A 25,529-nucleotide genomic window follows, 5' to 3' on the forward strand; every position below is an offset into this window, starting at 1 on the left:
TTTCTTTTCGACCTTATAAGGGGTCGACCTTCAGACAGGATACTGCGTGGCGGAAACTGCCCTCCAGCAACGGACGCGTTTTTGCACACTCAGGTCCGGCAATCGGACAGCGAGTGCGGAATACGCAGCCCGAGGGCGGATTGATCGGTGAAGGCAGTTCACCCTCCAGTAGCTGGATCTGTTTGTTTTTTTCCAGATCCGGATCCGGAATGGGTACCGCAGACATCAGTGCACGGGTGTAAGGATGCTGTGGATTGTTGTACACCGAGTCATAAGTGCCCAACTCAACCGCATGACCGAGATACATCACCAGTACACGATCAGAGATGTGCTTCACCACCGCAAGGTCATGCGCAATGAAAATGAGCGATAATCCCATTTCACGTTGCAGCTGCTGCAGCAAATTCACTACCTGCGCCTGAATCGACACATCCAGCGCCGAAACCGGTTCATCGCAAATAATCAGCTTGGGTTCGAGGATAAGCGCACGCGCAATGCCAATACGCTGACACTGACCACCGGAAAACTCGTGTGGATAACGGTTGATGAGGTTTGGCAGCAACCCAACCTTCATCATCATGTTTTTTACCTTATCCTTCACTTCCTGCTTTGGCATCTTCGGGTAATAGGTGCGCAGCGGCTCGGCAATGATGTCGCCAATGGTCATGCGCGGGTTCAGCGAGGCCAGCGGATCCTGGAAAATCATCTGGATATCGCTGCGCGCCTGGCGCCACTCATCCTGACTCTGCCCCAATAAATCACGTCCCAGCCAGGCCACACGACCGTCGGTGGCTTTCACCAGGCCGATGATGGCGCGTGCCAGGGTTGATTTACCACAGCCCGATTCGCCCACTACGCCGAGGGTTTCCCCCTCATACAAGCGCAGGCTGACGCCATCCACTGCTTTCAGTGTTTTTGGCGGCTGCCAGAACCACTGTTTGCCGTCTTTAATTTCGAAATGCACCTTAAGATCGGCGATTTCCAGTAAGACTTTCTTCTCTTCGATGACGGTGCTCATGCTAATTCCTCCACCGGTTTGAAGCAGGCACGCAGACGCCCTTCCGCGAAAGGCTCCAGCGGCGGTGACTTGGCACAAACGTCCATCGCAAAGGCGCAACGTGGCTGGAACGGACAGCCCTGTGGCAAGCGCAACAGGTTAGGCGGGTTGCCAGGAATGGTGGTGAGTGACTCACCCTCTTCCGCATCCAGACGCGGCACCGCACTCAGTAGGCCAATCGAGTAAGGATGCGCAGGCTGATAAAACACATCGCGTGCACGGCCATACTCCATGGTACGCCCGGCGTACATCACCAGCACTTTGTCACAGATACCCGCAACCACACCAAGATCGTGGGTGATCATGATGATCGCGGTATTGAACTCGCGTTTCAGCTCGTTCAGCAGCGTCATGATCTGCGCCTGCACCGTCACATCCAGTGCCGTGGTCGGTTCATCAGCAATCAGCAATTTAGGACGACATAGCAGCGCCATGGCGATCATCACACGCTGACGCATGCCGCCAGAGAATTCATGCGGGAACATCTTCATGCGCTTGCGCGCTTCCGGCATTTTCACCGCATCCAGCATACGCACGGATTCTTCAAACGCCTGCGCGCTGCTCATGCCTTTGTGCAGCTTCAGCACTTCCATCAGCTGCTCGCCGACGCGCATGTACGGATTGAGCGAGGTCATCGGGTCCTGGAAAATCATCGCAATCTGCTCTGCGCGCAGCTTGTTCAGTTTGTTCTCCGGCAGGTTAAGGATCTCTTCACCGTTGAATTTTGCCGAACCGCCAATGCGACCGTTTTTTGCCAGCAGGCCCATCAGGGCGAAAGCGGTTTGCGACTTGCCCGATCCCGATTCGCCGACGATACCCAGGGTTTCGCCGGCACGAAGTGAAAAGTTAAGATCGTTGACTGCGGTGACATCACCATCGTGGGTGCCAAAGGTGACGCGCAGGTCTTTAACGTCCAGCAGCAGGTTACTGTTTCCCGCACGTGCAGCCATTGCTGGCTGAAATTCATGTATGGTCATCGGGAAACTCCTTAACGATCTTTCGGGTCGAGGGCATCACGCAGGCCATCGCCGATAAAGTTGAAACAGAACAGCGTGACCACGAGGAAACCCGCCGGGAACATCAACAACCAGGGCGAGACTTCCATGGAGTTGGCGCCGTCACTCAGGAGTGCGCCCCAACTGCTCAGTGGCTCTTGCGTACCCAACCCGAGGAAACTGAGGAAGGATTCAAACAGAATCATGCTGGGCACCAGCAATGAGGCATAGACCACCACCACACCCAGCACGTTCGGTACGATGTGACGCAGCACGATATTGAAGGTCGACACCCCACCCACTTGCGCCGCTTCAATAAACTCTTTGCGCTTCAGGCCCAGCGTCTGACCGCGCACAATACGCGCCATATCCAGCCACGACACCATGCCGATCGCCACAAAGATCAGCAGGATGTTACGACCAAAGAAGGTCACCAGCAGGATCACGAAGAACATGAACGGGAAGGAGTTGAGGATTTCCAGAATACGCATCATCACGGAGTCGATTTTACCGCCGAGATAGCCCGCCAGTGAACCATACAGCGTGCCCACCAGCACCGCGATCAACGCGGAGGCAATGCCGACCATCAACGAGATACGACCGCCAATCGCCACGCGCACCAGCAAGTCACGTCCCGATGAGTCGGTACCAAACCAGTGGCCTGATACCGTATCCGGAGCGGCTGACATCATGGCCCAGTCGGTGTCATCATATTTAAACTGCGACAACACCGGCGCTAATATCACGAACAGGGTAATCGCTAACAGCACCAGCAAACTGATCAGCGCAGCGCGGTTATGGATGAAGCGGCGACGCGCATCCTGCCACAGGCTGCGCCCTTCGACTTCCAGTTTTTCACTGAAGGCATCCAGAGCTTCGCTGTTTTTCTTACTTAACATCATGGGCGAACTCCACCATCAGTAACGGATTTTCGGATCGATGACGGCATACAGCACATCCACGATCGCATTGAACAGAATGGTCAGCACGCCGACCAAAATGGTCAGACTCATCACCAAAGAATAGTCACGGTTCAGGGCACCGTTAACAAACAGCTGGCCGATACCCGGCAGACCGTAAATCGATTCGATCACCATTGAACCGGTGATGATGCCGACGAATGCCGGCCCCATATACGAGAGCACGGGTAACATGGCAGGTTTCAATGCATGACGCAGTACGATACGGCGCAGCGGCAACCCTTTGGCGCGCGCGGTGCGAATAAAGTTGGAGTGCATCACTTCAATCATCGAACCACGCGTAATACGCGCGATGCTGGCGATATAGGCCAGAGACAGCGCCACCATCGGCAGCAGCATGTAATTCCACTGCCCACCGTTCCAGCCACCGCCCGGCAGCCAGCGCAAGGTAATCGCAAAAATCAGCACCAGCAGCGGTGCGACGACAAAGCTGGGTATCACGACGCCCGTCATGGCGACCCCCATTACCGCGTAATCCCACAAACTGTTCTGTTTGAGCGCGGCAATGACTCCTGCCGTCACGCCAAGGATCACTGCAAGGAAGAAGGCGGCGAGGCCGAGTTTGGCCGAAACCGGGAAGGCATGGCCGACCAGATAGTTAACGGAATAATCTTTGTACTTGAACGATGGACCAAAATCGCCGTGCGCCAGCTGCACTAAGTAACTGACGTACTGTTTGCCGATCGGATCGTTCAAATGATATTTGGCTTCGATGTTCGCCATCACTTCAGGCGAGAGCGTGCGCTCGCCGGTAAACGGACTGCCGGGTGCCAGTCGCATCATAAAGAAAGAGATGGTGATCAGGATGAAGAGCGTCGGGATCGCTTCCAGAAGCCGACGCAGGATGAATTTTAACATTGCCGTACCTACCAGGCTGTTGCTTCACAAAGTCAAAAAGGCGGCGCTACAGCGCCGCCACTGTCGATAGCCTGAGTGCTATTAATGTTTAATGATATACAGGTTTTTATCGAGGGTTTTATCCAGCGGATCATTACCGGTGTAACCGCCCACGTACGGTTTCACCAGACGCGCATTCACGTAGTAGTAAACCGGCACGATGGTGCTGTCTTTATCCAGAATCTGCTCAGCTTTCTGGTAATCCGCGACACGGGCTTTATCGTCCACCGCTTTCACCGCGTCGTGGATCACTTTATCGAAGTCTGCGCTCTTATAGTGCGAGGTGTTACTGCTGCTATCAGACAGCATGATGTTCAGGAACGAGGTTGGCTCGTTATAATCTGCACACCAGGCCGCACGAGAAACATCAAAGTTGCCCTGATGACGGGTATCCAGGAAGGTTTTCCACTCCTGGTTCTCCAGCTTGATGTTCACGCCAATGTTCTTTTTCCAGATCGAAGACGCGGCGATAGCCAGTTTCTTATGCAGATCTGAGGTGTTGTACAGCAGGTTGAAGGTCAGTGGCTTATCAGCCGTGTAACCTGCTTCAGCCAGCAGTTTTTTCGCTTCTTCGTTACGCTTGTTCTGATCCCATTTGAACCAGTCTGGCGGCAGCAATTCCATGCCGTCGGTGGCTGGCGGGGTAAAGCTGTACGCCGGTAACTGCCCCTGCGCCAGCACCTTATTCACCATGATGTCGCGATCCAGACCCAGTTTCAGCGCAGTACGCACGCGCGGATCGGTGAATGGCGCTTTCTGGTTGTTGATTTCATAGTAGTAGGTGCAGAGATACGGCTTCACCATCAACTCTTTGCCGTTATCACGCTGCAGTTTTTTGAACAGCTCGATCGGCATGTTGTTATAGGTGATGTCACTGCCGTTCTCAGAGAAGTAACGGTTCACGTCACTGACTTCTGAGTTGATCGGCAGGAAGGTCACTTTGTTCAGTACGGTGTGCGCGTTATCCCAATATTCCGGGTTACGTACGAGGGTGACACGTTCGTTGATGACGTGTGATTCCAGTTTAAACGCACCGTTGCCCACCCAGTTTTGTGGCTGCGTCCACTGATCGCCAAACTTATCGATAGCAGGCTTATATACCGGTGACATCACGGAGTTGATCAGCAGCTTGTAGAAATAAGGTACCGGCTCGCTGAGGGTCACTTCCAGCGTATGGTCATCAATGGCTTTCACACCCAGATCGGTGATCGGTTTATTACCGGCGATGATGTCATCAACATTCAGGATGTGGCCGTATTGCGGATAGCTGGCGTAAGGAGAAGCGGTTTTAGGATCCACTAAACGCTCCCAGCTATAGACGAAATCTTGTGCCGTGACTGGCTCGCCATTGGACCATTTGGCATTTTTGCGCAGATGGAAAGTCCAGACTTTAAAATCTTTGTTTTCCCAGCTTTCTGCCACGCCCGGAATCGGTTTGCCATCGCTGTCGCTAATGATCAGACCTTCGTAGAGATCGCGTGCGATGTTGTCTTCCGGCACGCCTTCAATTTTATGCGGGTCAAGCGATTGCACTTCATCGCCATTACCACGTACCAGCTCCTGTTTTGCTGCCAATTCAACGCCTGCTGGCACTGCGGCCAAAGCAGCATTCCCTGCCAGTGCGCTGATTGCTGCAAGAACGCCTGCAGCAATCAGGCTTTTTTTCGTGATGTTGTTCATTACTTAGCTCCAGTTTTATTATCGTCACCGGGTCAGTGAACTGCCCGGCGTACCCCGTTTCCGGGAGATCTCTGCCTGTCTGAACAGAGACCACTACCACCCTTCAGGGTTTACCACGTTAATGTGCCGTCCGACTGTAGCGCCGGTTCCACACATTACTCAATGTTTCTTTATGTAATAGTATTTCAATGCCAGCATATCCTGCGGATCTTTACCGGTAAAACCGCCTACCCAGGGTTTCACCAGACGCACGCTGACCCGATAGTAAACCGGCACGATGGGTGAGTCCGTATCCAGCTGCGCTTCCGCCTGCTGATACAATGCGGCACGGTGTGTGTTATCGGCAGCCGTCAGAGTTTGCGCCATCAATTTATCGAAGGCATCGCTGTGATAGAACGCGGTGTTAATCGAGGAACCACTCAGCAGCATATTGAGGAAGGTTGAGGGCTCGTTATAGTCCGAGCACCAGGTAGCGCGCACCACATCGTATTGCGCCTGATGACGCGTCTCCAGCAGCGTTTTCCACTCTTGATTTTGTAGCGTCACCTCGGCACCGAGGTTCTTTTGCCACATCGAGGCGGCGGCGATAGCCTGCCGTTTATTCTGCTCAGAGGTGTTATACAACAACGTGAAACGCAGCGGGTGCTGAGCATTAAAACCGGCATCGGCCAGCAGTTGTTTGGCACTGGCGTTACGTTCGGCCTGGGTTTGCTTCGACCAGGCAGGGGCTTCAGGCGAGATGCCGTGCGTAAATGGCGGCGTCAGCGCATAGGCGGGGATCTGCCCCTGCCCCATGATCTTGTCGGCGATGATGTCACGATCAAGCGTCAGCTTCAGGGCTGTACGGACTCTTGCATCATCGAACGGCGCCTTTTTGTTGTTCATTTCATAGTAGAAGGTGCAGAGTAAAGGGCTGACTTTGACCTGATTACCTAAATCCTGCTGCAACTTCTTGAATAAATCCGGTGGCACCACGCTGTTGGTCATATCTGTGCCACCGCTGCGATAGCGATTGATATCACTGTTCTCGGAGCTAATCGGCAGAAAAACGCCCTCATCAATCACGCTTCGCGCGTTATCCCAATATTGCGGGTTACGCTTCAGAACGATCTTTTCATTCACTACCCAGTCAGCTAGCGTGTAGGCACCATTTCCCACATAGTTCTGCGGTTGGGTCCACTGCTCGCCGAATTTTTCAATCGCCGCGCGGTACACCGGCTTCATCGCGGTATGGGCCAGCATGTCGACAAAATAGGGAACAGGCTCAGTGAGTGTCACTTCGAGGTGATGCGCATCAATCGCTTTCACGCCCAGTGAATCCGGCGAGGCTTTGCCCGCCAATATGGCGTCGATGTTGGCGATATGGGCAGCTTGCAGATAACTGGCATAGGGTGAAGTTGTTTTCGGATCGGCCAGACGCTGCCAGCTGTAAACGAAATCTTGCGCGGTGACGGGTTCACCGTTGCTCCAGCGCGCATCTTCACGCAGGGTGAAGGTCCAGATACGCCCCTGCTGGTTGCTCCACTGCTTTGCAACGCCAGGCACAATCTGACCATTGTTATCGGTCTCGACCAGCCCCTCTAACAAATTGCGGATGACATTAGATTCGGGAACCCCTTCCGTTTTTTGCGGATCGAGCGAGGACACTTCACTACCGTTATTGATGACAATGCGCTGTGTTGCAGATAATTGCGTCCCTGCCGGGATGTCAGCCGCCTGACTATGAGAGATAAAACCTACCAGACAAAGCGCCAGAGACGTACGCGCAACTTTTTTCGCTACCATGCTCTTCATCAACAAATATCAACCTTAAATAAAACCTGATAGCGAGTAAGCAAGAAGCGTACACATTTGTCGCGAACAGGAAAAAAATTTGTGATGAGCCGAAAATTATCAGAACCGATGCCCGCACGCCAAAGCTAAACAGCAAAAATGTTAGCTAATTCTCTTTTATCATGTAGATCGCGACAGGAGAAGTGTTAATTTTCATACTGAAATATTATTCAACCATATGTTTTATAAGCAATAAGTCAATATTTCGTCGATTTTATCGCCAATAAAGCCCTGTAATCCGCTATTTTACTGTTAATGCTGCCAAACTCTCAGCTAACAATATGAAACGTTATTTGAGGTGATATAACTTCCGAATAGTTACTGATTAAAATGAATATGGCAGTGAAATATACTGTGATAATTATCACATATATTTGTTGATGAACTGGCGCGGGTAGGAAAAGTAGTAGCAAAAGTGATGATAGTCAGATCAAATTAAGCCAGGCGAATAACCTCACCCTATTGGTGCAAAATACTAGCCCATTGCACCAATATGGATCACAAAAGTTATTTTTTAACTGAAAACACCGACAAATTAATTCAGCAAACCCGGAAATATCGCCTTCATCCCGGTGACAACAAACTCAATCCCCAGTGCCATTAGAAGCAATCCCATGATTCGGGTAATCACGTTAATGCCTGTTTGTCCTAAAACGCGCACCATTAAAGGGGCAGCTCTAAACAATAACCAACAGCAGAGCGCGAAAATCGCAATGGCGATAGTGAAACCGAGCAGGTTTATCCAGCTGTGGTAACGCGTGCTCCAGACGATAGTCGAACTGATCGCACCCGGGCCGGCCATCAAGGGCAAGGCCAGTGGCACCACACCAATACTTTCACGAATCGCGGTCTCTGACTTTTCCTGCTTGTTTTGCTTATCCTCGCCCAACTTGCCGCTGATCATCGACATCGCGATGGTTACCACCAGAATCCCCCCGGCGATACGGAATGAGTCAATGGAGATGCCGAAGAGATGGAGAATAGCGTCCCCGAGGAACAGCGAGGTCCAGAGAATGATCGCTACAGCCAGATTTGCCGTGAAGTTGGTTTTATTCCGCTCAGCGACCGCCTGATAGCTGGTCATGCTGATAAACACGGGGATGATCCCCACGGGATTGACCAGGGCAAATAAGCCGACAAAAAACTTAACGTAGCCGGAAAAATCAAGTAGCACGGGGTTCACGGTGAGCTCCACGAAGGTAGTGTTTCAAATCGCGCTTAATGTAGTGCATAAGCCGGAGGGAAAACCAGTAGGTTAAGCGGAAATATATGCTGCTATTTCCCCTTACTTCCAGTTTATTCCTCTGCGAACGATGGCTCGTCGCCCACCTCACGTCATCTCCATCAACTAAAACCGCTTAATGAGTTACTTTAGTTGCTAAAGTGGGTGCTGAAAGGTGTCAGCTTGGCTCCGGATTGATCCACATCAAAATTTGCCTACCTCATCAGGGGTAATCTTACCCCATCGAAACTATTGATACAGGCGTCAGCATCTTATCCTGGAAACCCTTTTAGTAAGCAACGGAAATCTACTCGCCACTCTGAACAACGTATAAGCATAGCGCGACTATACTTTCCGACTCAGGCTTGCTTACTAAAAGAGTTTAACTTCCTTCAGGAGAGCACTATGGCCGTTACAAATGTTGCCGAACTTAATGCACTGGTTGAGCGTGTTAAAAAGGCACAGCGTGAATACGCCAACTTTAGTCAGGAACAAGTTGATACCATTTTCCGCGCTGCTGCACTCGCCGCTGCTGATGCCCGCATCCCTCTCGCCAAAATGGCCGTCGCCGAGTCCGGCATGGGCATCGTTGAAGATAAAGTGATCAAAAACCACTTCGCTTCTGAATATATCTACAACGCCTATAAAGATGAGAAAACCTGTGGTGTGCTGGATACAGATGACACCTTCGGTACTATCACCATCGCTGAGCCAATTGGCCTGATTTGCGGTATCGTCCCAACCACTAACCCGACCTCTACCGCCATCTTTAAAGCGCTGATCAGCTTAAAAACCCGTAACGGTATCATTTTCTCACCACATCCACGTGCCAAAGATGCCACCAACAAAGCAGCCGACATTGTGTTGCAAGCTGCCATTGCGGCTGGTGCGCCGAAAGACATCATTGGCTGGATTGATGTCCCTTCAGTAGAGCTGTCCAACCAGCTGATGCACCACCCTGATATCAACCTGATTCTGGCCACCGGTGGCCCAGGCATGGTAAAAGCCGCATACAGTTCCGGTAAACCGGCGATTGGTGTCGGTGCCGGTAATACGCCAGTGGTTATCGATGAAACCGCCGATATCAAACGCGCAGTCGCTTCTATCCTGATGTCCAAAACCTTCGATAACGGCGTCATTTGTGCGTCAGAGCAGTCTGTCATCGTGGTGGACTCGGTCTACGATGCGGTTCGCGAGCGTTTCGCCAGCCACGGCGGCTATCTGCTGCAGGGCAAAGAGTTGAAAGCCATTCAGGATATCATTCTGAAAAATGGTGCACTGAATGCCGCTATCGTGGGTCAGCCTGCGGCAAAAATTGCTGAACTGGCGGGTATTAGCGTCCCTGCGACCACCAAAATTCTCATCGGTGAAGTGAAGCTGGTGGATGAATCTGAACCCTTTGCCCACGAAAAACTGTCGCCAACTCTGGCGATGTATCGTGCGAAAGATTATTACGATGCGGTGGATAAAGCAGAGAAACTGGTGGCTATGGGCGGTATCGGCCATACCTCTTGCCTGTACACTGACCAGGACAACCAACACGAGCGCGTGCACTTCTTTGGCGACAAAATGAAGACCGCCCGTATTCTGATTAACACACCAGCTTCGCAAGGCGGTATTGGCGACTTGTATAACTTCAAACTTGCGCCATCGTTGACGCTGGGCTGTGGTTCCTGGGGCGGTAACTCAATTTCTGAGAACGTCGGACCTAAACACCTGATCAACAAGAAAACCGTGGCCAAGCGAGCTGAAAATATGTTGTGGCATAAACTTCCGAAGTCTATCTACTTCCGTCGTGGTTCACTGCCGATTGCCCTGGAGGAAGTCGCCACCGACGGTGCTAAGCGCGCCTTTATCGTCACTGACCGCTTCCTGTTTAATAATGGCTATGCCGATCAAGTCACTCACGTGTTAAAAGCGCACGGCATCGAAACTGAAGTGTTCTTTGAGGTGGAAGCGGACCCAACACTCAGCATCGTACGTAAAGGTGCTGAGCAGATGAACAGCTTCAAACCCGATGTGATTATCGCCCTGGGCGGCGGTTCCCCGATGGATGCCGCGAAAATCATGTGGGTGATGTACGAACATCCTGAAACCCACTTCGAAGAACTGGCGCTGCGTTTCATGGATATCCGTAAACGTATCTACAAGTTCCCGAAAATGGGCGTGAAAGCGCGCATGGTGGCCATCACCACCACTTCCGGTACCGGTTCTGAAGTTACACCATTTGCGGTAGTGACTGACGATGCCACAGGCCAGAAATATCCTTTAGCGGATTATGCACTGACGCCTGATATGGCGATTGTGGATGCCAATCTGGTGATGGATATGCCTCGCTCACTCTGTGCGTTTGGTGGTCTGGATGCGGTAACTCACTCGCTGGAAGCCTATGTCTCTGTGCTGGCTAATGAGTACTCTGATGGCCAGGCGCTGCAGGCGCTGAAACTGCTAAAAGAGAACCTGCCGGCCAGCTATCGTGAGGGGGCGAAGAATCCAGTGGCGCGTGAACGTGTGCATAATGCGGCTACAATCGCCGGTATCGCCTTCGCCAACGCCTTCCTCGGTGTGTGTCACTCCATGGCGCATAAGCTGGGCTCGGAGTTCCATATTCCGCACGGTTTGGCCAACGCCCTGCTGATTTGCAACGTCATCCGTTACAACGCGAATGACAACCCAACCAAGCAGACAGCTTTCAGCCAGTACGATCGCCCACAGGCACGTCGTCGCTACGCTGAAATTGCCGACCATCTTGGATTGAGTGCACAGGGTGACCGCACTGCCCAGAAAATTGAAAAACTGCTGGCATGGCTGGAAGAGATGAAAACTCAACTCGGTATCCCAACCTCTATCCGTGAAGCTGGCGTGCAGGAAGCCGATTTCCTGGCGAAAGTCGATAAGCTGGCAGACGACGCGTTTGATGACCAGTGTACCGGTGCGAATCCGCGTTATCCGCTGATTGCTGAATTGAAGCAAATCATGCTGGATACCTTCTATGGCCGCGAATTCTCTGAAGCTGAAGGCCCAGTGGCTGAAGCCGCCGATGATAAAACGGTGAAAATCGAGAAAAAAACCAAAAAAGCCTAACCGGCTAAAAACAAAAAACCCGCTGCGGCGGGTTTTTTTATCGCTAAATAATCAAGCGTGCGGAGATTGCGCACCATAGATAGCTTTTAACGATCCTTCATCAATCGCCTGTTTATAGTGTTTACGGCAGACAGAAATATATCGCTCATTGCCGCCAATCACCACCTGCTCTCCTTCGCTGAACGGTTTACCGTTGGCATCAAGGCGCAATACCATGCTGGCTTTACGACCGCAATGGCAGATGGTTTTAAGCTCAACCAGTTTATCTGCCCATGCCAGTAAATATTGACTGCCGGTAAAGAGCTCGCCGCGAAAATCTGTGCGTAATCCATAACACAATACGGGAATATCCATATTGTCGACCACATCCGATAACGCCCTGACTTGCTCACGTGTCAGGAACTGACTCTCATCCACCAGCACACAATGAACCGGTTGCTTCGCATGCTCCCTGGCTATTTCCTGATTTAATTGTGTCGCAGCGTTATATAAAAATGCAGGAGACGAAAGACCAATCCGCGAGCTTACCTTGCCCGCACCAAAGCGGTCATCAATCTCGGCGGTATACACCAGAGTGCGCATGCCGCGCTCCTGATAGTTATAGGAGGACTGAAGCAAAGCAGTGGATTTACCTGCGTTCATCGCGGAGTAATAAAAATAAAGTTGGGCCATATGCAGAATCTCATCGCAGCACAAATCTGATGGCGCGCAGTCTACCATAAACAAGTAAACCTGTAGCGATGCATTATTTTTATCATTTGCTCAAATTAACGACAATGGCAGGTACGTGATTCATCATCGATGTTAAAACAGCACTTTTTGGCAAAGGACAATCTATGCTGAGAATTTATTCAGCATTATTACTGCCAAAGTGTAAGGATTAGCACAACGTCACGGTGGCAAACGCGGATAATCAAGGCTTCAGATCTAAGCGCTAACGGTAAATATATTTGTAAACCGTAATACAATGTGATTTCTGGTTTTTACTTAACGTTTTACTTTTTAATCTGACTATTGCAGTTATTTTCTAGCCCCACTATTATGAGTCGGCAGAACAACTCCCATTTATTATATTTTGAGATTAGGACAATGAGCGAAGCACTTAAAATTCTTAATAATATCCGTACATTGCGCGCGCAAGCTCGGGAATGCACTCTGGAAACACTGGAAGAGATGCTGGAAAAACTCGAGGTTGTGGTCAATGAGCGTCGTGAAGAAGAAACTCACGCGCAGGCTGAAAATGCTGAACGTAACCGCAAACTTGAACAATACCGTGAGATGCTGATTGCAGATGGTATCGATCCAAACGAATTGTTACAGGCACTTTCTGAGACCAAAGCACCGGGAAAAACCAAGCGTGCTGCACGTCCTGCCAAGTATTCTTACGTTGATGAAAATGGTGAAAACCGTACCTGGACTGGTCAGGGTCGTACACCAGCCGTGATTATAAAAGCGATTGAAGAACAAGGTAAACAACTGGACGATTTCCTGCTGTAATTTTCCAGTGCTTCGAATTGTGAATAGCGCTAACGTGAGTTCACTTTACACCGGGTAAGAAAAAGGAAGCCGCTGGCTTCCTTTTTTAATGCGTCTTTATTGCTGATAAAAGCGACGATACCAATCAACAAAGTTCTGCACGCCCTGCTCAACCCTGGTTTGCGGACGGAACTGAATCGCATCATATAATGGCTGAGTATCCGCACTGGTATTGAGCACATCTCCCGGCTGCATCGGCAGCATATTTTTCTTCGCTTCAATGCCCAACGCTTTTTCCAGTGACTCGATATAGGTCATCAGGCTGGTCGGCTGGCTGTTGCCGATATTGTAAACCCGGTATGGCGCAGAACTGGTGGCCGGCGATCCCGCTTCCACGGTCCAGTTTTCATCAGCCTGCGGAATCACATCCTGCATACGCACGATAGCTTCTGCAATATCATCAATGTAAGTAAAATCTCGGGTCATTTGCCCACGGTTATAGACGTCAATTTGCTCACCGGCCAGCATTGCGCGGGTGAATTTGAATAACGCCATATCCGGACGTCCCCACGGACCGTAAACAGTAAAGAAGCGCAGACCGGTGGTGGGCAACTGGTACAAATGGGAATAAGTATGCGACATCAATTCGTTGGCTTTTTTGGTGGCCGCATACAGAGAAATAGGATGATCAACAGAGTCATCCGTTGAGAAAGGCATTTTTCGGTTTAGCCCATATACTGAGCTGGATGACGCATACAACAGGTGGCCAACTTTATGATGGCGGCACCCTTCGAGAATATTGAGGTGGCCAATGAGATTGGCATCGGCGTAAGCGTGTGGGTTATCAATTGAATAACGAACGCCCGCTTGCGCACCCAGATGGATCACGCGATCAAATGCATGATCTTCGAATAATGAAGAAATGGCCTGGCGATCTGCCAGGTCCATTTTCAGGAAAATAAACTCGGGATGCTGGAGGATCTGGTCTAAGCGCGCTTGTTTCAGGCTGACATCGTAATAGTCATTCAGGTTATCGATACCGACGACCTGGTGACCGGCGGCCAGCAAACGCTGACTCACGTGAAATCCAATAAAACCTGCCGCACCGGTAACCAAAAACTTCATACATCCCTCATTTATTACACAATTTGAATTGATGCTCCGCGGCCGATAGCGTAATACGTAAAGCCGCGTTTGCTGATACGCTCCGGATCATACAGGTTACGACCATCAAAAATCACGGGTTGTTTTAACGCGGTTTTGATAACGTCGAAATCTGGCGCACGGAAGTTCTGCCATTCAGTACAAATCACCAGGCCATCAGCACCTTGCAACGCCGCTTCTTTGGTACCGGTCAGCTTCAGGTCGTCGCGGTGGCCATAAATACGCTGCGCTTCTTCCATTGCTTCCGGGTCAAATGCCTGAATGGTCGCACCCGCTTCCCATAGCGTTTCCATCAGCACACGGCTGGAGGCTTCACGCATATCGTCGGTGTTAGGTTTGAACGCAAGACCCCAGAGAGCAAAGGTTTTGCCACGCAGATCGTCGCCAAAATGACGCTTGATGAAGCTCGGCAATTTGTTCTTCTGTGAATCATTCACATCTTCTACCGCCTGCAACAGACGCGGTGTGTAACCAATCGACTCAGCAGTACGAATCAGCGCCTGCACGTCTTTCGGGAAGCACGAACCACCGTAGCCACAGCCAGGGTAGATGAAGTGATAACCAATGCGAGAATCTGAACCAATCCCCTGACGGACTTTCTCAACGTCGGCTCCCAGACGTTCTGCCAGGTTAGAGATTTCGTTCATGAAGCTGATTTTGGTCGCCAGCATGCAGTTCGCTGCGTACTTGGTCAGCTCTGCACTGCGGATATCCATCAGAATCATGCGATCGTGATTGCGGTTGAATGGCTCATAAAGCTCACGCAACAACTCAACCACGTCGTCGTTATCAGTGCCCACCACGATGCGCTCAGGACGCATGCAGTCGTTTACTGCAGCCCCTTCCTTAAGGAATTCAGGGTTAGAAACCACATCAAACGGGATGTTCACATCACGTTTTTGCAGCGTCTCGGCCATTACTGCACGCACACGATCAGCCGTTCCGACAGGGACGGTAGATTTATCGATCACCACTTTATGATCGTTCATGTGCGCTGCAATTGTCCGCGCAACCGCAGTCACATATTTCAGATCGGCAGAACCGTCTTCATCCGGCGGCGTACCCACAGCAATAAATTGCATGACACCGTGGTTAACACCCTCTTCTGCATTGGTGCTGAACTTCAGGCGACCCGCTTCATAGTTAGACATCACCAGCGGCGTCAAACCCGGTTCGAAAATCGGAATATGGCCTTTTTTCAGGTTTTCGACTTTCTTTTCATCGACATCAATACAGAGAACGTCATGTCCGACTTCGGCTAACACCGCAGCCTGAACCAGACCGACATAGCCGATACCAAATACAGTGACTTTCATTGAATTATCCTGTGTTTAATGAATTACTTTTTGTTGCCTACAGCGCCTTCCAGCCATTGAGTAAAGTCTTTACCCAGTACTGGATGACGAACGCCATACTCAACGAAAGCCTGCATATAACCCAGTTTGTTACCGCAGTCATGGCTTACACCGGTCAGGTGATAGGCTTCAACGGTCTCTTTTTCCATCAGCATGGCGATGGAGTCAGTCAGCTGAACTTCGCCGCCAGCACCTGGAGGGGTTTTTGCCAGCAGTGGCCAGATATCAGCAGACAGCACGTAACGACCCACAACTGCGAGGTTAGAAGGCGCTTCAGAAGCTTTAGGCTTTTCAACCACACCCACCATTGGCGCGCTCTGGCCTGGCGCCAGGTCAGCACCTTTGCAGTCAACGACACCGTAAGCGGTCACATCAGCAACCGGCTCTACCATGATCTGGCTGCGGCCGCTTTCTTCGTAACGCGCCAGCATTTCTGCCAGGTTGTCTTTGGTTGGGTCAGATTCGTACTCATCGATGATCACATCTGGCAGAATCACGGCAACCGGCTCATCACCGACCAGCGGATGTGCACACATCACTGCGTGGCCAAGGCCTTTCGCAATACCCTGACGCACCTGCATGATGGTCACGTGTGGAGGACAGATAGACTGGATTTCATCCAACAACTGACGCTTAACGCGTTTTTCCAGCATGGATTCCAGCTCAAAACTGGTATCAAAATGGTTTTCGATGGCGTTTTTAGAAGAGTGCGTAACCAACACGATTTCGTTAATGCCCGCAGCAATACACTCATTCACGACATATTGGATCAGCGGCTTATCGACCAGCGGTAACATCTCTTTTGGAATAGCTTTAGTAGCAGGCAGCATACGCGTACCCAGACCTGCAACCGGGATTACCGCTTTTTTTACTTTAGACTTATAGGCAGACATCTAAATACCTCTCTTAATAGGCCGTTCAAGTTAATACTTGATATGTCGGTTTAAAAACGAAATGAGTATATCAGTTACTATCAGACGGATTTATCCTGGATGGAGCTAATCCGCGGAATTTAAGACTATTACCCAAGTGTAAAGCTTACCCCTGGCCCTGTCTCCAGCCCGCAAAAAATATAAATCCAATCGCTTATTCTTCAGCCGATAACATCAGCCGTAGCCTGCCACCCGCGCCCCACACATGGCACTGCCAGGCATCAGCGCGTTGACTGATCTGATTGAGGTGCGTACTGCCCATAGTACCAAGCGGCACGCCATTACTGAGTTGAATCTGATGGGTGTTAATGTGCAATGTGGCGTTGAGGCCAGCGGAGACCAGAATCAGGTTTTTCAACTGACGGTGGTAGTACCCCACCAGCAAGGGGAACTGGCCACTGAGATTGGCCTGGCGTAACAGCATATTGACCTGGCGCAGCAGGCCGTTTAACTCCGGCAAGCGCTGCTTCTGTCCGGAAAGTTGTTCCTGTAACAGACCATTAAACAGCGCGCGCAACAGTAAGGCGGCCAACACGCCATTATCGCCTGCTCGGGTCACATCAAGACAGTAAAAGGCCAGATCCTTGTCGGACAACGCGGCAATATCCAGCACCAGCCCTGGCTGTTCGGCCATGGTCAGTTGGCGATAGTTAATGCGGCAATTGGCGATGGTTTGCTGAACCGGAGGTTGCAACTGCTTCAGTAACTTAGACGCAGCTAAAGGATCGCGAACCAGTGCATCCCAATCCTGAAACAGCTGTTCATCTTCCTCAACTTTGGAAGTGAACATTGAAGGATAAAGGCACTCATAAACAGCTTCACGAAAACGTTCGAGGTTTCTGAGCGGCTTAAGCAGAACATCCTGAACCCCAAGGCGCAGGACATGCGCAATATCAGCCATGTTCTGCGTGGCGGAGATGATCAAGATTGGCACGCTATTACCGCGGCTGCGGATACGTTCGACGAACTGAAGCCCCCCCATGCGCGGCATCTCCAGATCGCAAATCACCAGATCCACGGCTTGAGCCGACAGCAAGGTTAAGCCATCGAGGCCATCTCCCGCTTCCAGCGTGCTGGCTCCCAGCCCCACCAACATAGTGTCTAACATCGAACGGAAAACGACCTCATCTTCGACAATGAGTATCTTTTTGCCGATTAGTGGTTTTTCCATTCTCTCCCCCTGCGTACCAGATATTTCAATAGTGGTTCATAAAACGCAGTTGCGCCTTTCAGAATTGACTGAAGTCGCACTGCCTGAGAATGAACAACCTGATTATCTGCCTCGGACCAGCGGTAATAGTTCATCCATTTTTTTCTCGACGGCGGCTTTACCTGCCGCAATGGCTTCTTGTGCACGATGAAAATCCAGTGTGGATATCTGCGGACAAAACGGTTGAATCAGCACATCCGGTGGATCGCCCGCCATACGATTACGTTTAAGGCGGTTTTCCAGAATCTGGATGGATGTGGACATGATCTCCATGGCGCCCGGCGTTTGATTGGCCCGGCGGTGCGTCAGACCCAGTATGCGCTGGCGCAATTTTTTGCCCCAGCTTAATGCCTCAGCCGCAGCCTCTTCTTCGCCGCTCTGAGGTGTCACCGATAATAAATCCTGCTGCATTAAATGCGCGTCATGCTGTAAATCCACCGCGATGACAATGTCGGCGCCAAGGGCTCGTGTCAGAGATATCGGCACCGGATTGACCACGGCACCATCCACCAGCCAGTAACCATTGTAGCCAACAGGTGGTAATAAGCCTGGCATACTACAGGACGCACGTACTGCCTGATGCAAATCGCCTTCGGTTAACCACAACTCACGGCCGGTACTTAAATTCGAGGCCACCACGCCAAAGGGTTTATTGCACCCCTCAATCAATTCATTGGGGATCAACTGACGGATGTGGCTGAACACGCGGTCACCGCGCAGCAAACCACCACGCTGCCACGACAGATCCATCAGACGGATTACATCCCAGTAGCGGAATGCGCTGACCCACTTTTCCATCACTCCCAGCCGATTATTGACGTACGCCGATCCCACCAGCGCGCCGACAGAGCAGCCTGCAACCACATCTATTTCAATGCCGGCACGCTCCAGCGCATTAATCACACCAATGTGCGCCCAACCTTTGGCGGCACCTGAACCCAGGGCCAGCCCGATCCTCACCTTTCTCATCGCACCTCGTGATTAGTCTGGTACGTAGCATCCCGCTCAGCAGTCGGCTACCATAGCGCACACTTTAATTAACTTTAATCACTCACAGGAGATGACGTGTCTGAAAAGTGCCCCTGCTGCAGCGGAAAGCAGTATAGCTTATGTTGCCAGCCCTTTCTGAGCGGTCAGGCATTCCCTGCCAGCGCTGAACAATTAATGCGTTCACGCTACACCGCTTATGTTGAAAAGAACGCGGGTTATCTGGCTGCGACCTGGCACTCCAGTAAGCGTGTGGCCGACCTTGAGACGTTATTATCTGAAAGTTTTTCCGGCACTGAGTGGCTGGGCTTGAATGTAACCCGTTGTAATCATGGAAGCCACGAGAATGAAGCCTTTGTGACCTTTTTTGCGCGTTACCGCGAAAAAGAGCGCACTTCGGCCATCTATGAATGTTCACGCTTTCTCTGTGAGGATCAACGCTGGTACTATATCGACGGAACGGTGCCCGAGCTGGGGCGCAACGATCGCTGTCCTTGTGGCTCCGATAAAAAATACAAAAAATGTTGTGGTTAATCTGGACAGATGCACAACGGCTTTACCATTCATCGCTTTGACAGGACTCTGATCGAGATGCAAGCGCAAAACACGCAACGAAAAGTTTTACGGACCATTTGCCCTGATGCGAAAGGTCTGATCGCCAAGATCACCAACATTTGCTACAAGCATGAACTCAACATTGTGCAAAACAATGAGTTTGTCGATCACCGTACCGGGCGCTTTTTCATGCGCACAGAGCTGGAAGGGATTTTCAACGACAATACCCTGCTGGCGGATCTCGACAGCGCGTTACCGGTAGGTTCGGTGCGGGAACTGCAGAGCGCTGGCCGTCGTCGTGTGGTGATTCTGGTGACCAAAGAGGCGCATTGCCTGGGCGATCTGCTGATGAAATGCGCGTTTGGTGGTCTCGATATGGAGATTGCCGCCGTCATTGGTAACCATGAAACGCTGCGCTCGCTGGTTGAACGTTTCGATATTCCGTTTGTTCTGGTCAGCCATGAAGGCCTGACGCGTGAAGAGCATGACAACCGCATGGGCGATGAAATTGATCGCTACCAGCCGGATTACGTGGTGCTGGCCAAATATATGCGCGTGCTGACGCCTGCTTTTGTGCAGCGTTACCCGAATCAGATCATCAATATTCACCACTCGTTCCTGCCTGCCTTCATCGGCGCGCGTCCTTACCATCAGGCTTACGAGCGTGGTGTGAAAATTATCGGTGCTACCGCGCACTACGTGAATGATAACCTCGATGAAGGTCCGATCATCATGCAGGACGTGATCAACGTCGATCACAGCTACACCGCAGAAGAGATGATGCGTGCCGGTCGTGATGTCGAGAAGAATGTCCTCAGCCGCGCGCTGTATAAAGTGCTGGGTCAGCGCGTGTTCGTTTACGGTAACCGCACCATCATTCTGTAAGCGTCCTGGCGCTGAATTGTGCAACTCTTCAGCGCCACGGATGAAAAGTGGGCAAACGATTCATATTTTTGTTTTCAGCGCTTTACAGTCAGAACGCATTTGGTATCATGCGCCCCGCTTTCAGGCACATTATTCAGGCCAGTGGCGGGATTCCCGAGCGGCCAAAGGGAGCAGACTGTAAATCTGCCGTCATCGACTTCGAAGGTTCGAATCCTTCTCCCGCCACCATCGCTTTTCCTATTGCTTACATCGTTATTTCCCCCCGATTCAATCCATGACATTCTAACGAAAACTCGTTACCATCCCGGCATACTTTTGCGGATAAGAATGGCAGCGAAATGAAATTCATCTCTTTCAACATCAATGGCTTGCGCGCACGCCCTCATCAACTTGAAGCCCTCGTCGAACAGCATCAGCCAGACGTCATCGGCCTGCAGGAAACCAAAGTTCACGATGACATGTTCCCGCTCGAAGACGTCAGCAAGTTGGGTTACAACGTGTTTTATCATGGTCAAAAAGGCCACTACGGCGTCGCGCTGCTGACCAAAGCGCAGCCTGTTTCGGTACGTCGTGGTTTTCCCGGTGATGATGAAGATTCACAACGCCGCCTAATCATGGCGGAAATCCCCAGCCCGATTGGCGACATCACCGTGATTAACGGTTACTTCCCGCAGGGTGAAAGCCGTGACCATCCAACTAAATTCCCGGCGAAAGAGAAGTTCTACCGTGATTTACAGGATTATCTGGAACAGCAGTTGGCGGTTGATAAGCCGGTGCTGATCATGGGTGACATGAATATCAGCAGTACCGATCTTGATATCGGCATTGGCGAAGATAACCGCAAGCGCTGGCTGCGCACCGGTAAATGCTCATTCCTGCCAGAAGAGCGTGAGTGGATGGATCGCCTGTTGCATTGGGGGCTGGTCGATACCTGGCGCGCGAAATACCCGGAAACGGCTGACCGTTTCTCCTGGTTCGACTACCGTTCAAAAGGTTTTGATGATAACCGTGGTCTGCGTATCGACCTGTTGCTGGCCAGTCAACCGCTGGCAGCGCGTTGCATTGAAAGTGGCATTGATTACGAGATCCGCAGTATGGAAAAACCATCGGATCATGCACCTGTCTGGTCGACGTTCAATCTGGAAAAATAAGTAAACTGCGTGGCGTGAGAACGCCACGCACCTTTACTTGATGATTTTCCAGATAAGCGGGTTAGTGCCCATCACTTTCTCATCACGCCCACACTGCAGCAGCACGCCTTCCGCTTTCACTACTGCCCCTTCAGAGTAACTGCGATTCTCATAAGTGCAGCACTGCAGACAGTTGCTCTGCTGATTATTCTGTCCCTGTGTCCAGACTTCCGGTGGCATATCCACCACCACATCCGTATTGCCCGTGCGACTGTTTTCCGGCTGGCGGTTCGCCAGCGCCGAATTCATGCACAACAGCAGCCCGCTAAGCGCTAATAGGATATAACGCATCACTCTGTCTCCTTGGTTTTACGCCGGGTCGATTTCGGTTTTGCTTTACGTTTAGCGGCCGGTGCGGCAATGCCTCTAAATGATTGCAACGAGGGTCGCTGACGCGCTTCGCCAATTAACCCGATCAGCGTGGCAACCAGCGGCTGCATAAACTCATCGTAGCGGCAGGCCTTTTCACTGATGCGTGTTAATGTCGATTCCCATTGAGCCGTCATATCTGGTCGGGCCGCCATTTCTGGTAACGCATGGATCAGCGCCCTGCCCGCGTCCGTAGAATGAATATAGCGGCCTTTCTTCACGAGGAATGTCCGGCGGAACAATAATTCAATAATGCCGGCTCGCGTCGCTTCCGTCCCTAAACCATCGGTCGCACGCAGCACTTTCTTTAGTTCTTTATCCTGAACAAAGCGCGCGATGCCGGTCATGGCGGATAACAGGGTGGCATCGGTAAACGGGCGCGGCGGCTGCGTCTGCTTGGCATGCACCTCACCGCGCTCACACAGCTGCTCATCGCCCTTTGCCACCACCGGTAAAGGCGTGCCATCGTTCTCTTCATCGCGTTCTTTACTGCCGAGTAAGGCACGCCAGCCCGCTTCTGCCAGAAAACGCGCTTTGGCAACAAACTTGCCCCCGCCAATCTCGAGATCGATAACGCATTTGCGAAAAACCGCGTCTGGGCAAAATTGCATCAGATACTGACGTGCCACCAGGCCGTAAATATTGGCTTCATTCTCCGTGAGGTTCACTTTACTGGCGCGGGCGGTAGGGATGATCGCGTGGTGCGCATCCACCTTTTTATCATCCCAGCAGCGGTTCTTCTGATCAGGGTTAAAATCCGTAGGCGGTGTCAGATTGGGTTGGTGCGCCTGTATCGCATTCAGCACCGCATGCCGTCCGGCAAAATGTTCATCCGGCAAATACCGGCTGTCTGAACGCGGATAGGTAATCAACTTATGGGTTTCATACAGACGCTGGCAGCAGTCCAGTACGTTTTGCGCACTCAGGCCGAAACGCTTTGCCGCCTCGATCTGCAGGCTGGAGAGCGAAAACGGCAATGGTGCGGTATCAGATTCCCGTTTGTCGTTATAGCCTGTCACTATCGCCGGCTTACCGTTGATGCGCTCTAAAACATGATCGGCCAGCGAACGGTGTAACAGGCGACCTTCCTCATCCTGCCAGGGTTCGCAGGCGTCGCTGGGTATCCAGCTGGCAACAAAACGCTCATCTTTCGGCGTCACGATATGCGCTTTCACTTCGAAGTAATCTTTAGGAATGAAGTTTTCGATCTCTTCATCGCGACGCACCACCAGACCGAGCACCGGCGTTTGTACGCGTCCGACCGACAGCACACCATCATAACCGGCATTGCGGCCTAACAGCGTCCAGGCACGGGTCATATTGATGCCGTAGAGCCAATCTGCGCGGGCGCGGGCCAATGCGGAGACGCAAAGCGGGATAAACTCGCGATTCTCACGTAAACGGCTGACTGCTCGCTCCACGGCGGAGGGGTTGAGATCGTTAATGAGACAGCGCTGCACTTTCTGCCGCTTTTCCGGCGCGAGTTGCAGGTAGTCCAGCACTTCATCCACCAACAGCTGACCTTCTCGATCCGGGTCACCGGCGTGTACCACTTCACTCGCCTGTTGCAGCAAACCCTCAATCACTTTGAGTTGCTTAGCCACCGACGGACGTGGCTGTAAACGCCACTTTTCCGGAATGATCGGCAGGTCGGCAAGATTCCAGCGCGCATAGCGGCTGTCATAGCTGTCCGGCTGCGCCTGTTCCAGCAAATGCCCGACACACCAGGTGACCATCTGATCGTTGCCACAGGCAATAAAACCGTCACCGCGTCGATGCGGTTTCGGCAGTACATCAGCAATGGCACGCGCCAGGCTGGGTTTTTCAGCAATAAACAAACGCATGTCTGGCGTCGTTCCTTCTACGTCAATTCACGACGGTAATTAATGGACAGGAAGGATCGGCAGCGAAGAGTTCACCCACCGCCGTCGCCTGCACGCCGGCCAATATTGCGCAGCGCTGGAAGGCTTCGACCTCGCTGGGTTGCACCGCCACCAGTAAACCACCCGAGGTTTGCGGATCGCACAGTAACGCGCGAGTTGCATCGTCCATCGCGGAAATCAGGGCGCCATAGCTGGCAAAATTGCGCTGAGTGCCGCCGGGCACGGCACCTTTGGCGATATACTCATCGACACCGGGTAAGCGCGGAACCTGTTTGGCGTGGATTTCCGCACGCAAACCTGATCCCTGGCAAATCTCACTCAGATGTCCCAGCAAGCCAAAACCGGTGACATCGGTCATGGCGCTGACGCCATCCAGTTTGGCGAACTCGGCACCGGCTTTATTCAACTGACACATCACCTCCGCCGCTAATGACTGGTGTTCTGGCAGCAGAAGGCCTTTTTTCTCGGCGGTGGTCAGGATGCCAATTCCCAGCGGCTTGGTGAGAAACAGCTGGCTTCCTGCCTGCGCGGCGCTGTTCTTTTTCACCCGCGCCACATCAACAATTCCCGTGACGGCCAGGCCAAAAATCGGCTCCGGCGCATCGATCGAATGCCCACCCGCCAGCGCAATACCAGCAGCCTGACAGGCCGCACGACCGCCTTCAATGACCTGCTGAGCCACTTCCGGGCTCAGCACGTTGACCGGCCAACCCAGGATGGCAATCGCCATAATCGGTTTGCCGCCCATGGCATAAATATCACTGATAGCGTTGGTGGCGGCGATACGGCCAAAGGTATGGGGATCATCAACAATCGGCATGAAGAAGTCGGTGGTGCTGACTACCGCTGTGCCGTTGCCAAGATCGTATACGGCAGCATCGTCACGTGTTTCGTTGCCCACCAGCAACTGGGGGTCATGAAAAGGGGTCAGCTCACTATGAAGAATGGTTTCCAGTACCTGCGGCGAAATTTTGCAGCCGCAGCCAGCTCCATGGCTGTATTGCGTCAGACGAAGAGGTTCACTCATGGCGGGTTCCTTATGCGCTGAACAGAAGGCTGTATGTTAGCCTGGCTGTCAACCGGTGGTAAGTGTTGCGCGGTTTAAGCTCGATCTTTCGCACACGCGGTGTGCAATCTTTGCAACACGCCTCACCCTGCCGAAGAAACCCGCCGATGTCTGTCAGAAATAACTGACAAATTGCGCGGTGTCCGGTGCGACTACTGTGGTATTCGCTTTGAGTTGCGGTGTACCGAGATACAGGAATCCGACAATCGCATCCTGCTCGCGGCAACCAAAGGCTTCGCGCACTGAAGGATGGTCGGTCCATGGACCGCTGCGCCAGATACCGTTAAAGCCCTGCGCCACCGCGGCCATTTGCATCGCCATCACGGCACAACCTGCTGAAACCAACTGTTCCCAATGCGGGACTTTGGCATGCTCTTCACAGTGCGCCACAACAGTGATAATCATCGGCGCTCGAAACGGTGCGGTGGCGGATTTTTCAATCGCCTTTTCATCGAGGTTGCTGTCACGCGCCGCTTGTTCAAGCAATTTACCAAAACGCTCACGCCCTTCATTCTCTACAATGATAAAGCGCCACGGCTGCAACGTACCATGATCCGGTGCACGTAAGCCTGCGTGCAAAATGTTCTGCAAGACTTCGCCCGCTGGTGCCGGTTCTGCCAGACGCGAAGCCGAGCGGCGGTTAATTAATAAATCCAGTGCATCCATCATTATTCTCCCGTGAATAAAAAGCGTGGGCTAATCCTGGCAC

General features: G+C 51.9%; 22 protein-coding genes and 1 tRNA gene. 6 read left to right on the forward strand and 17 right to left on the reverse strand.

The window, feature by feature from the left end:
- Positions 1-13: 13 nt before the first annotated feature.
- The 7 genes from oppF to QMZ65_RS01880 form a co-directional block, all read right to left on the reverse strand.
- On the reverse strand, positions 14-1,018 hold the full coding sequence (gene oppF / locus QMZ65_RS01850; protein ID WP_200570146.1) for a murein tripeptide/oligopeptide ABC transporter ATP binding protein OppF: 1,005 nt from the start codon (positions 1,016-1,018) through the stop codon (positions 14-16).
- On the reverse strand, positions 1,015-2,034 hold the full coding sequence (locus tag QMZ65_RS01855) for an ABC transporter ATP-binding protein (RefSeq protein ID WP_097116989.1): 1,020 nt from the start codon (positions 2,032-2,034) through the stop codon (positions 1,015-1,017). The genes oppF and QMZ65_RS01855 overlap by 4 nt, the downstream gene beginning before the upstream one ends.
- An 11-nt stretch (positions 2,035-2,045) precedes the next feature.
- The gene (gene oppC, locus QMZ65_RS01860; RefSeq protein ID WP_034828835.1) at positions 2,046-2,954 is read right to left on the reverse strand and encodes an oligopeptide ABC transporter permease OppC; all 909 of its coding nucleotides are present in this window, start codon (positions 2,952-2,954) and stop codon (positions 2,046-2,048) included.
- Positions 2,955-2,969: 15 nt separating this feature from the next.
- Positions 2,970-3,890 (reverse strand): oligopeptide ABC transporter permease OppB, encoded by a 921-nt coding sequence (oppB, locus tag QMZ65_RS01865; protein ID WP_034828832.1) that lies wholly within the window; start codon positions 3,888-3,890, stop codon positions 2,970-2,972.
- Between the two features lie 81 nt (positions 3,891-3,971).
- Positions 3,972-5,609, reverse strand: coding sequence for an oligopeptide ABC transporter substrate-binding protein OppA (gene oppA, locus QMZ65_RS01870; protein ID WP_283215276.1), 1,638 nt, complete (start codon positions 5,607-5,609; stop codon positions 3,972-3,974).
- 159 nt (positions 5,610-5,768) lie between these two features.
- Entirely contained in the window at positions 5,769-7,403 is a 1,635-nt protein-coding gene (locus QMZ65_RS01875) for an ABC transporter substrate-binding protein (RefSeq protein WP_283215277.1), read from the reverse strand.
- 574 nt (positions 7,404-7,977) lie between these two features.
- A complete protein-coding gene (locus QMZ65_RS01880; RefSeq protein ID WP_058959822.1) occupies positions 7,978-8,625 on the reverse strand; it encodes a YchE family NAAT transporter in 648 nt (215 codons plus the stop codon).
- Positions 8,626-9,069: 444 nt separating this feature from the next.
- On the opposite strand from QMZ65_RS01880, the gene adhE reads away from it, so the two are divergent.
- Positions 9,070-11,748: a bifunctional acetaldehyde-CoA/alcohol dehydrogenase gene (gene adhE / locus QMZ65_RS01885; RefSeq protein ID WP_283215278.1), complete on the forward strand. Its 2,679-nt coding sequence runs from the start codon at positions 9,070-9,072 to the stop codon at positions 11,746-11,748.
- Between the two features lie 51 nt (positions 11,749-11,799).
- Here the strand turns inward: adhE and tdk are convergent, their stop codons facing one another.
- On the reverse strand, positions 11,800-12,420 hold the full coding sequence (gene tdk, locus QMZ65_RS01890) for a thymidine kinase (protein ID WP_034828884.1): 621 nt from the start codon (positions 12,418-12,420) through the stop codon (positions 11,800-11,802).
- Positions 12,421-12,837: 417 nt separating this feature from the next.
- Here tdk and hns point away from each other — a divergent pair, with 417 nt between their 5' ends.
- Complete coding sequence (hns, locus tag QMZ65_RS01895) at positions 12,838-13,245, forward strand: histone-like nucleoid-structuring protein H-NS (RefSeq protein WP_283215279.1); 408 nt, start codon at positions 12,838-12,840, stop codon at positions 13,243-13,245.
- Positions 13,246-13,341: 96 nt separating this feature from the next.
- Here the strand turns inward: hns and QMZ65_RS01900 are convergent, their stop codons facing one another.
- From QMZ65_RS01900 to rssA, 5 genes are all read right to left on the reverse strand, one after another.
- Positions 13,342-14,349, reverse strand: a complete 1,008-nt coding sequence (locus tag QMZ65_RS01900; protein WP_058959823.1) for an NAD-dependent epimerase — start codon at positions 14,347-14,349, stop codon at positions 13,342-13,344.
- A gap of 14 nt (positions 14,350-14,363) precedes the next feature.
- On the reverse strand, positions 14,364-15,704 hold the full coding sequence (locus QMZ65_RS01905) for a UDP-glucose dehydrogenase family protein (protein WP_034828819.1): 1,341 nt from the start codon (positions 15,702-15,704) through the stop codon (positions 14,364-14,366).
- 23 nt (positions 15,705-15,727) lie between these two features.
- Positions 15,728-16,636, reverse strand: coding sequence for a UTP--glucose-1-phosphate uridylyltransferase GalU (galU, locus tag QMZ65_RS01910; RefSeq protein WP_034828817.1), 909 nt, complete (start codon positions 16,634-16,636; stop codon positions 15,728-15,730).
- Between the two features lie 193 nt (positions 16,637-16,829).
- Entirely contained in the window at positions 16,830-17,846 is a 1,017-nt protein-coding gene (gene rssB / locus QMZ65_RS01915; RefSeq protein WP_034828815.1) for a two-component system response regulator RssB, read from the reverse strand.
- 102 nt (positions 17,847-17,948) lie between these two features.
- Complete coding sequence (gene rssA, locus QMZ65_RS01920; protein WP_283215280.1) at positions 17,949-18,854, reverse strand: patatin-like phospholipase RssA; 906 nt, start codon at positions 18,852-18,854, stop codon at positions 17,949-17,951.
- Positions 18,855-18,950: 96 nt separating this feature from the next.
- On the opposite strand from rssA, the gene QMZ65_RS01925 reads away from it, so the two are divergent.
- From QMZ65_RS01925 to xthA, 4 genes are all read left to right on the forward strand, one after another.
- On the forward strand, positions 18,951-19,406 hold the full coding sequence (locus QMZ65_RS01925) for a YchJ family protein (protein ID WP_058959826.1): 456 nt from the start codon (positions 18,951-18,953) through the stop codon (positions 19,404-19,406).
- Positions 19,407-19,463: 57 nt separating this feature from the next.
- Entirely contained in the window at positions 19,464-20,312 is an 849-nt protein-coding gene (gene purU / locus QMZ65_RS01930) for a formyltetrahydrofolate deformylase (protein ID WP_034828882.1), read from the forward strand.
- 143 nt (positions 20,313-20,455) lie between these two features.
- Positions 20,456-20,540: transfer RNA gene (locus QMZ65_RS01935), tRNA-Tyr, on the forward strand.
- A 110-nt stretch (positions 20,541-20,650) separates the two neighbouring features.
- Positions 20,651-21,463, forward strand: a complete 813-nt coding sequence (xthA, locus tag QMZ65_RS01940) for an exodeoxyribonuclease III (protein WP_034828809.1) — start codon at positions 20,651-20,653, stop codon at positions 21,461-21,463.
- 33 nt (positions 21,464-21,496) lie between these two features.
- On the opposite strand, the gene QMZ65_RS01945 is transcribed toward xthA, so the two are convergent.
- From QMZ65_RS01945 to QMZ65_RS01960, 4 genes are all read right to left on the reverse strand, one after another.
- Positions 21,497-21,751, reverse strand: a complete 255-nt coding sequence (locus tag QMZ65_RS01945; protein ID WP_236699723.1) for a YnjH family protein — start codon at positions 21,749-21,751, stop codon at positions 21,497-21,499.
- Positions 21,752-21,792: 41 nt separating this feature from the next.
- On the reverse strand, positions 21,793-23,715 hold the full coding sequence (locus tag QMZ65_RS01950; RefSeq protein ID WP_283215281.1) for a DNA topoisomerase III: 1,923 nt from the start codon (positions 23,713-23,715) through the stop codon (positions 21,793-21,795).
- Between the two features lie 22 nt (positions 23,716-23,737).
- Positions 23,738-24,781 carry a selenide, water dikinase SelD gene (gene selD / locus QMZ65_RS01955; RefSeq protein ID WP_283215282.1) on the reverse strand — a complete coding sequence of 348 codons (1,044 nt, stop codon included), beginning with the start codon at positions 24,779-24,781 and terminating at the stop codon, positions 23,738-23,740.
- Positions 24,782-24,934: 153 nt separating this feature from the next.
- Entirely contained in the window at positions 24,935-25,486 is a 552-nt protein-coding gene (locus QMZ65_RS01960; RefSeq protein ID WP_034828801.1) for an NAD(P)H nitroreductase, read from the reverse strand.
- Positions 25,487-25,529: the final 43 nt, after the last annotated feature.

The sequence above is a fragment of the Pantoea sp. EABMAA-21 genome, from assembly GCF_030053335.1.
Taxonomy (GTDB): Bacteria; Pseudomonadota; Gammaproteobacteria; order Enterobacterales; family Enterobacteriaceae; genus Pantoea; species Pantoea communis.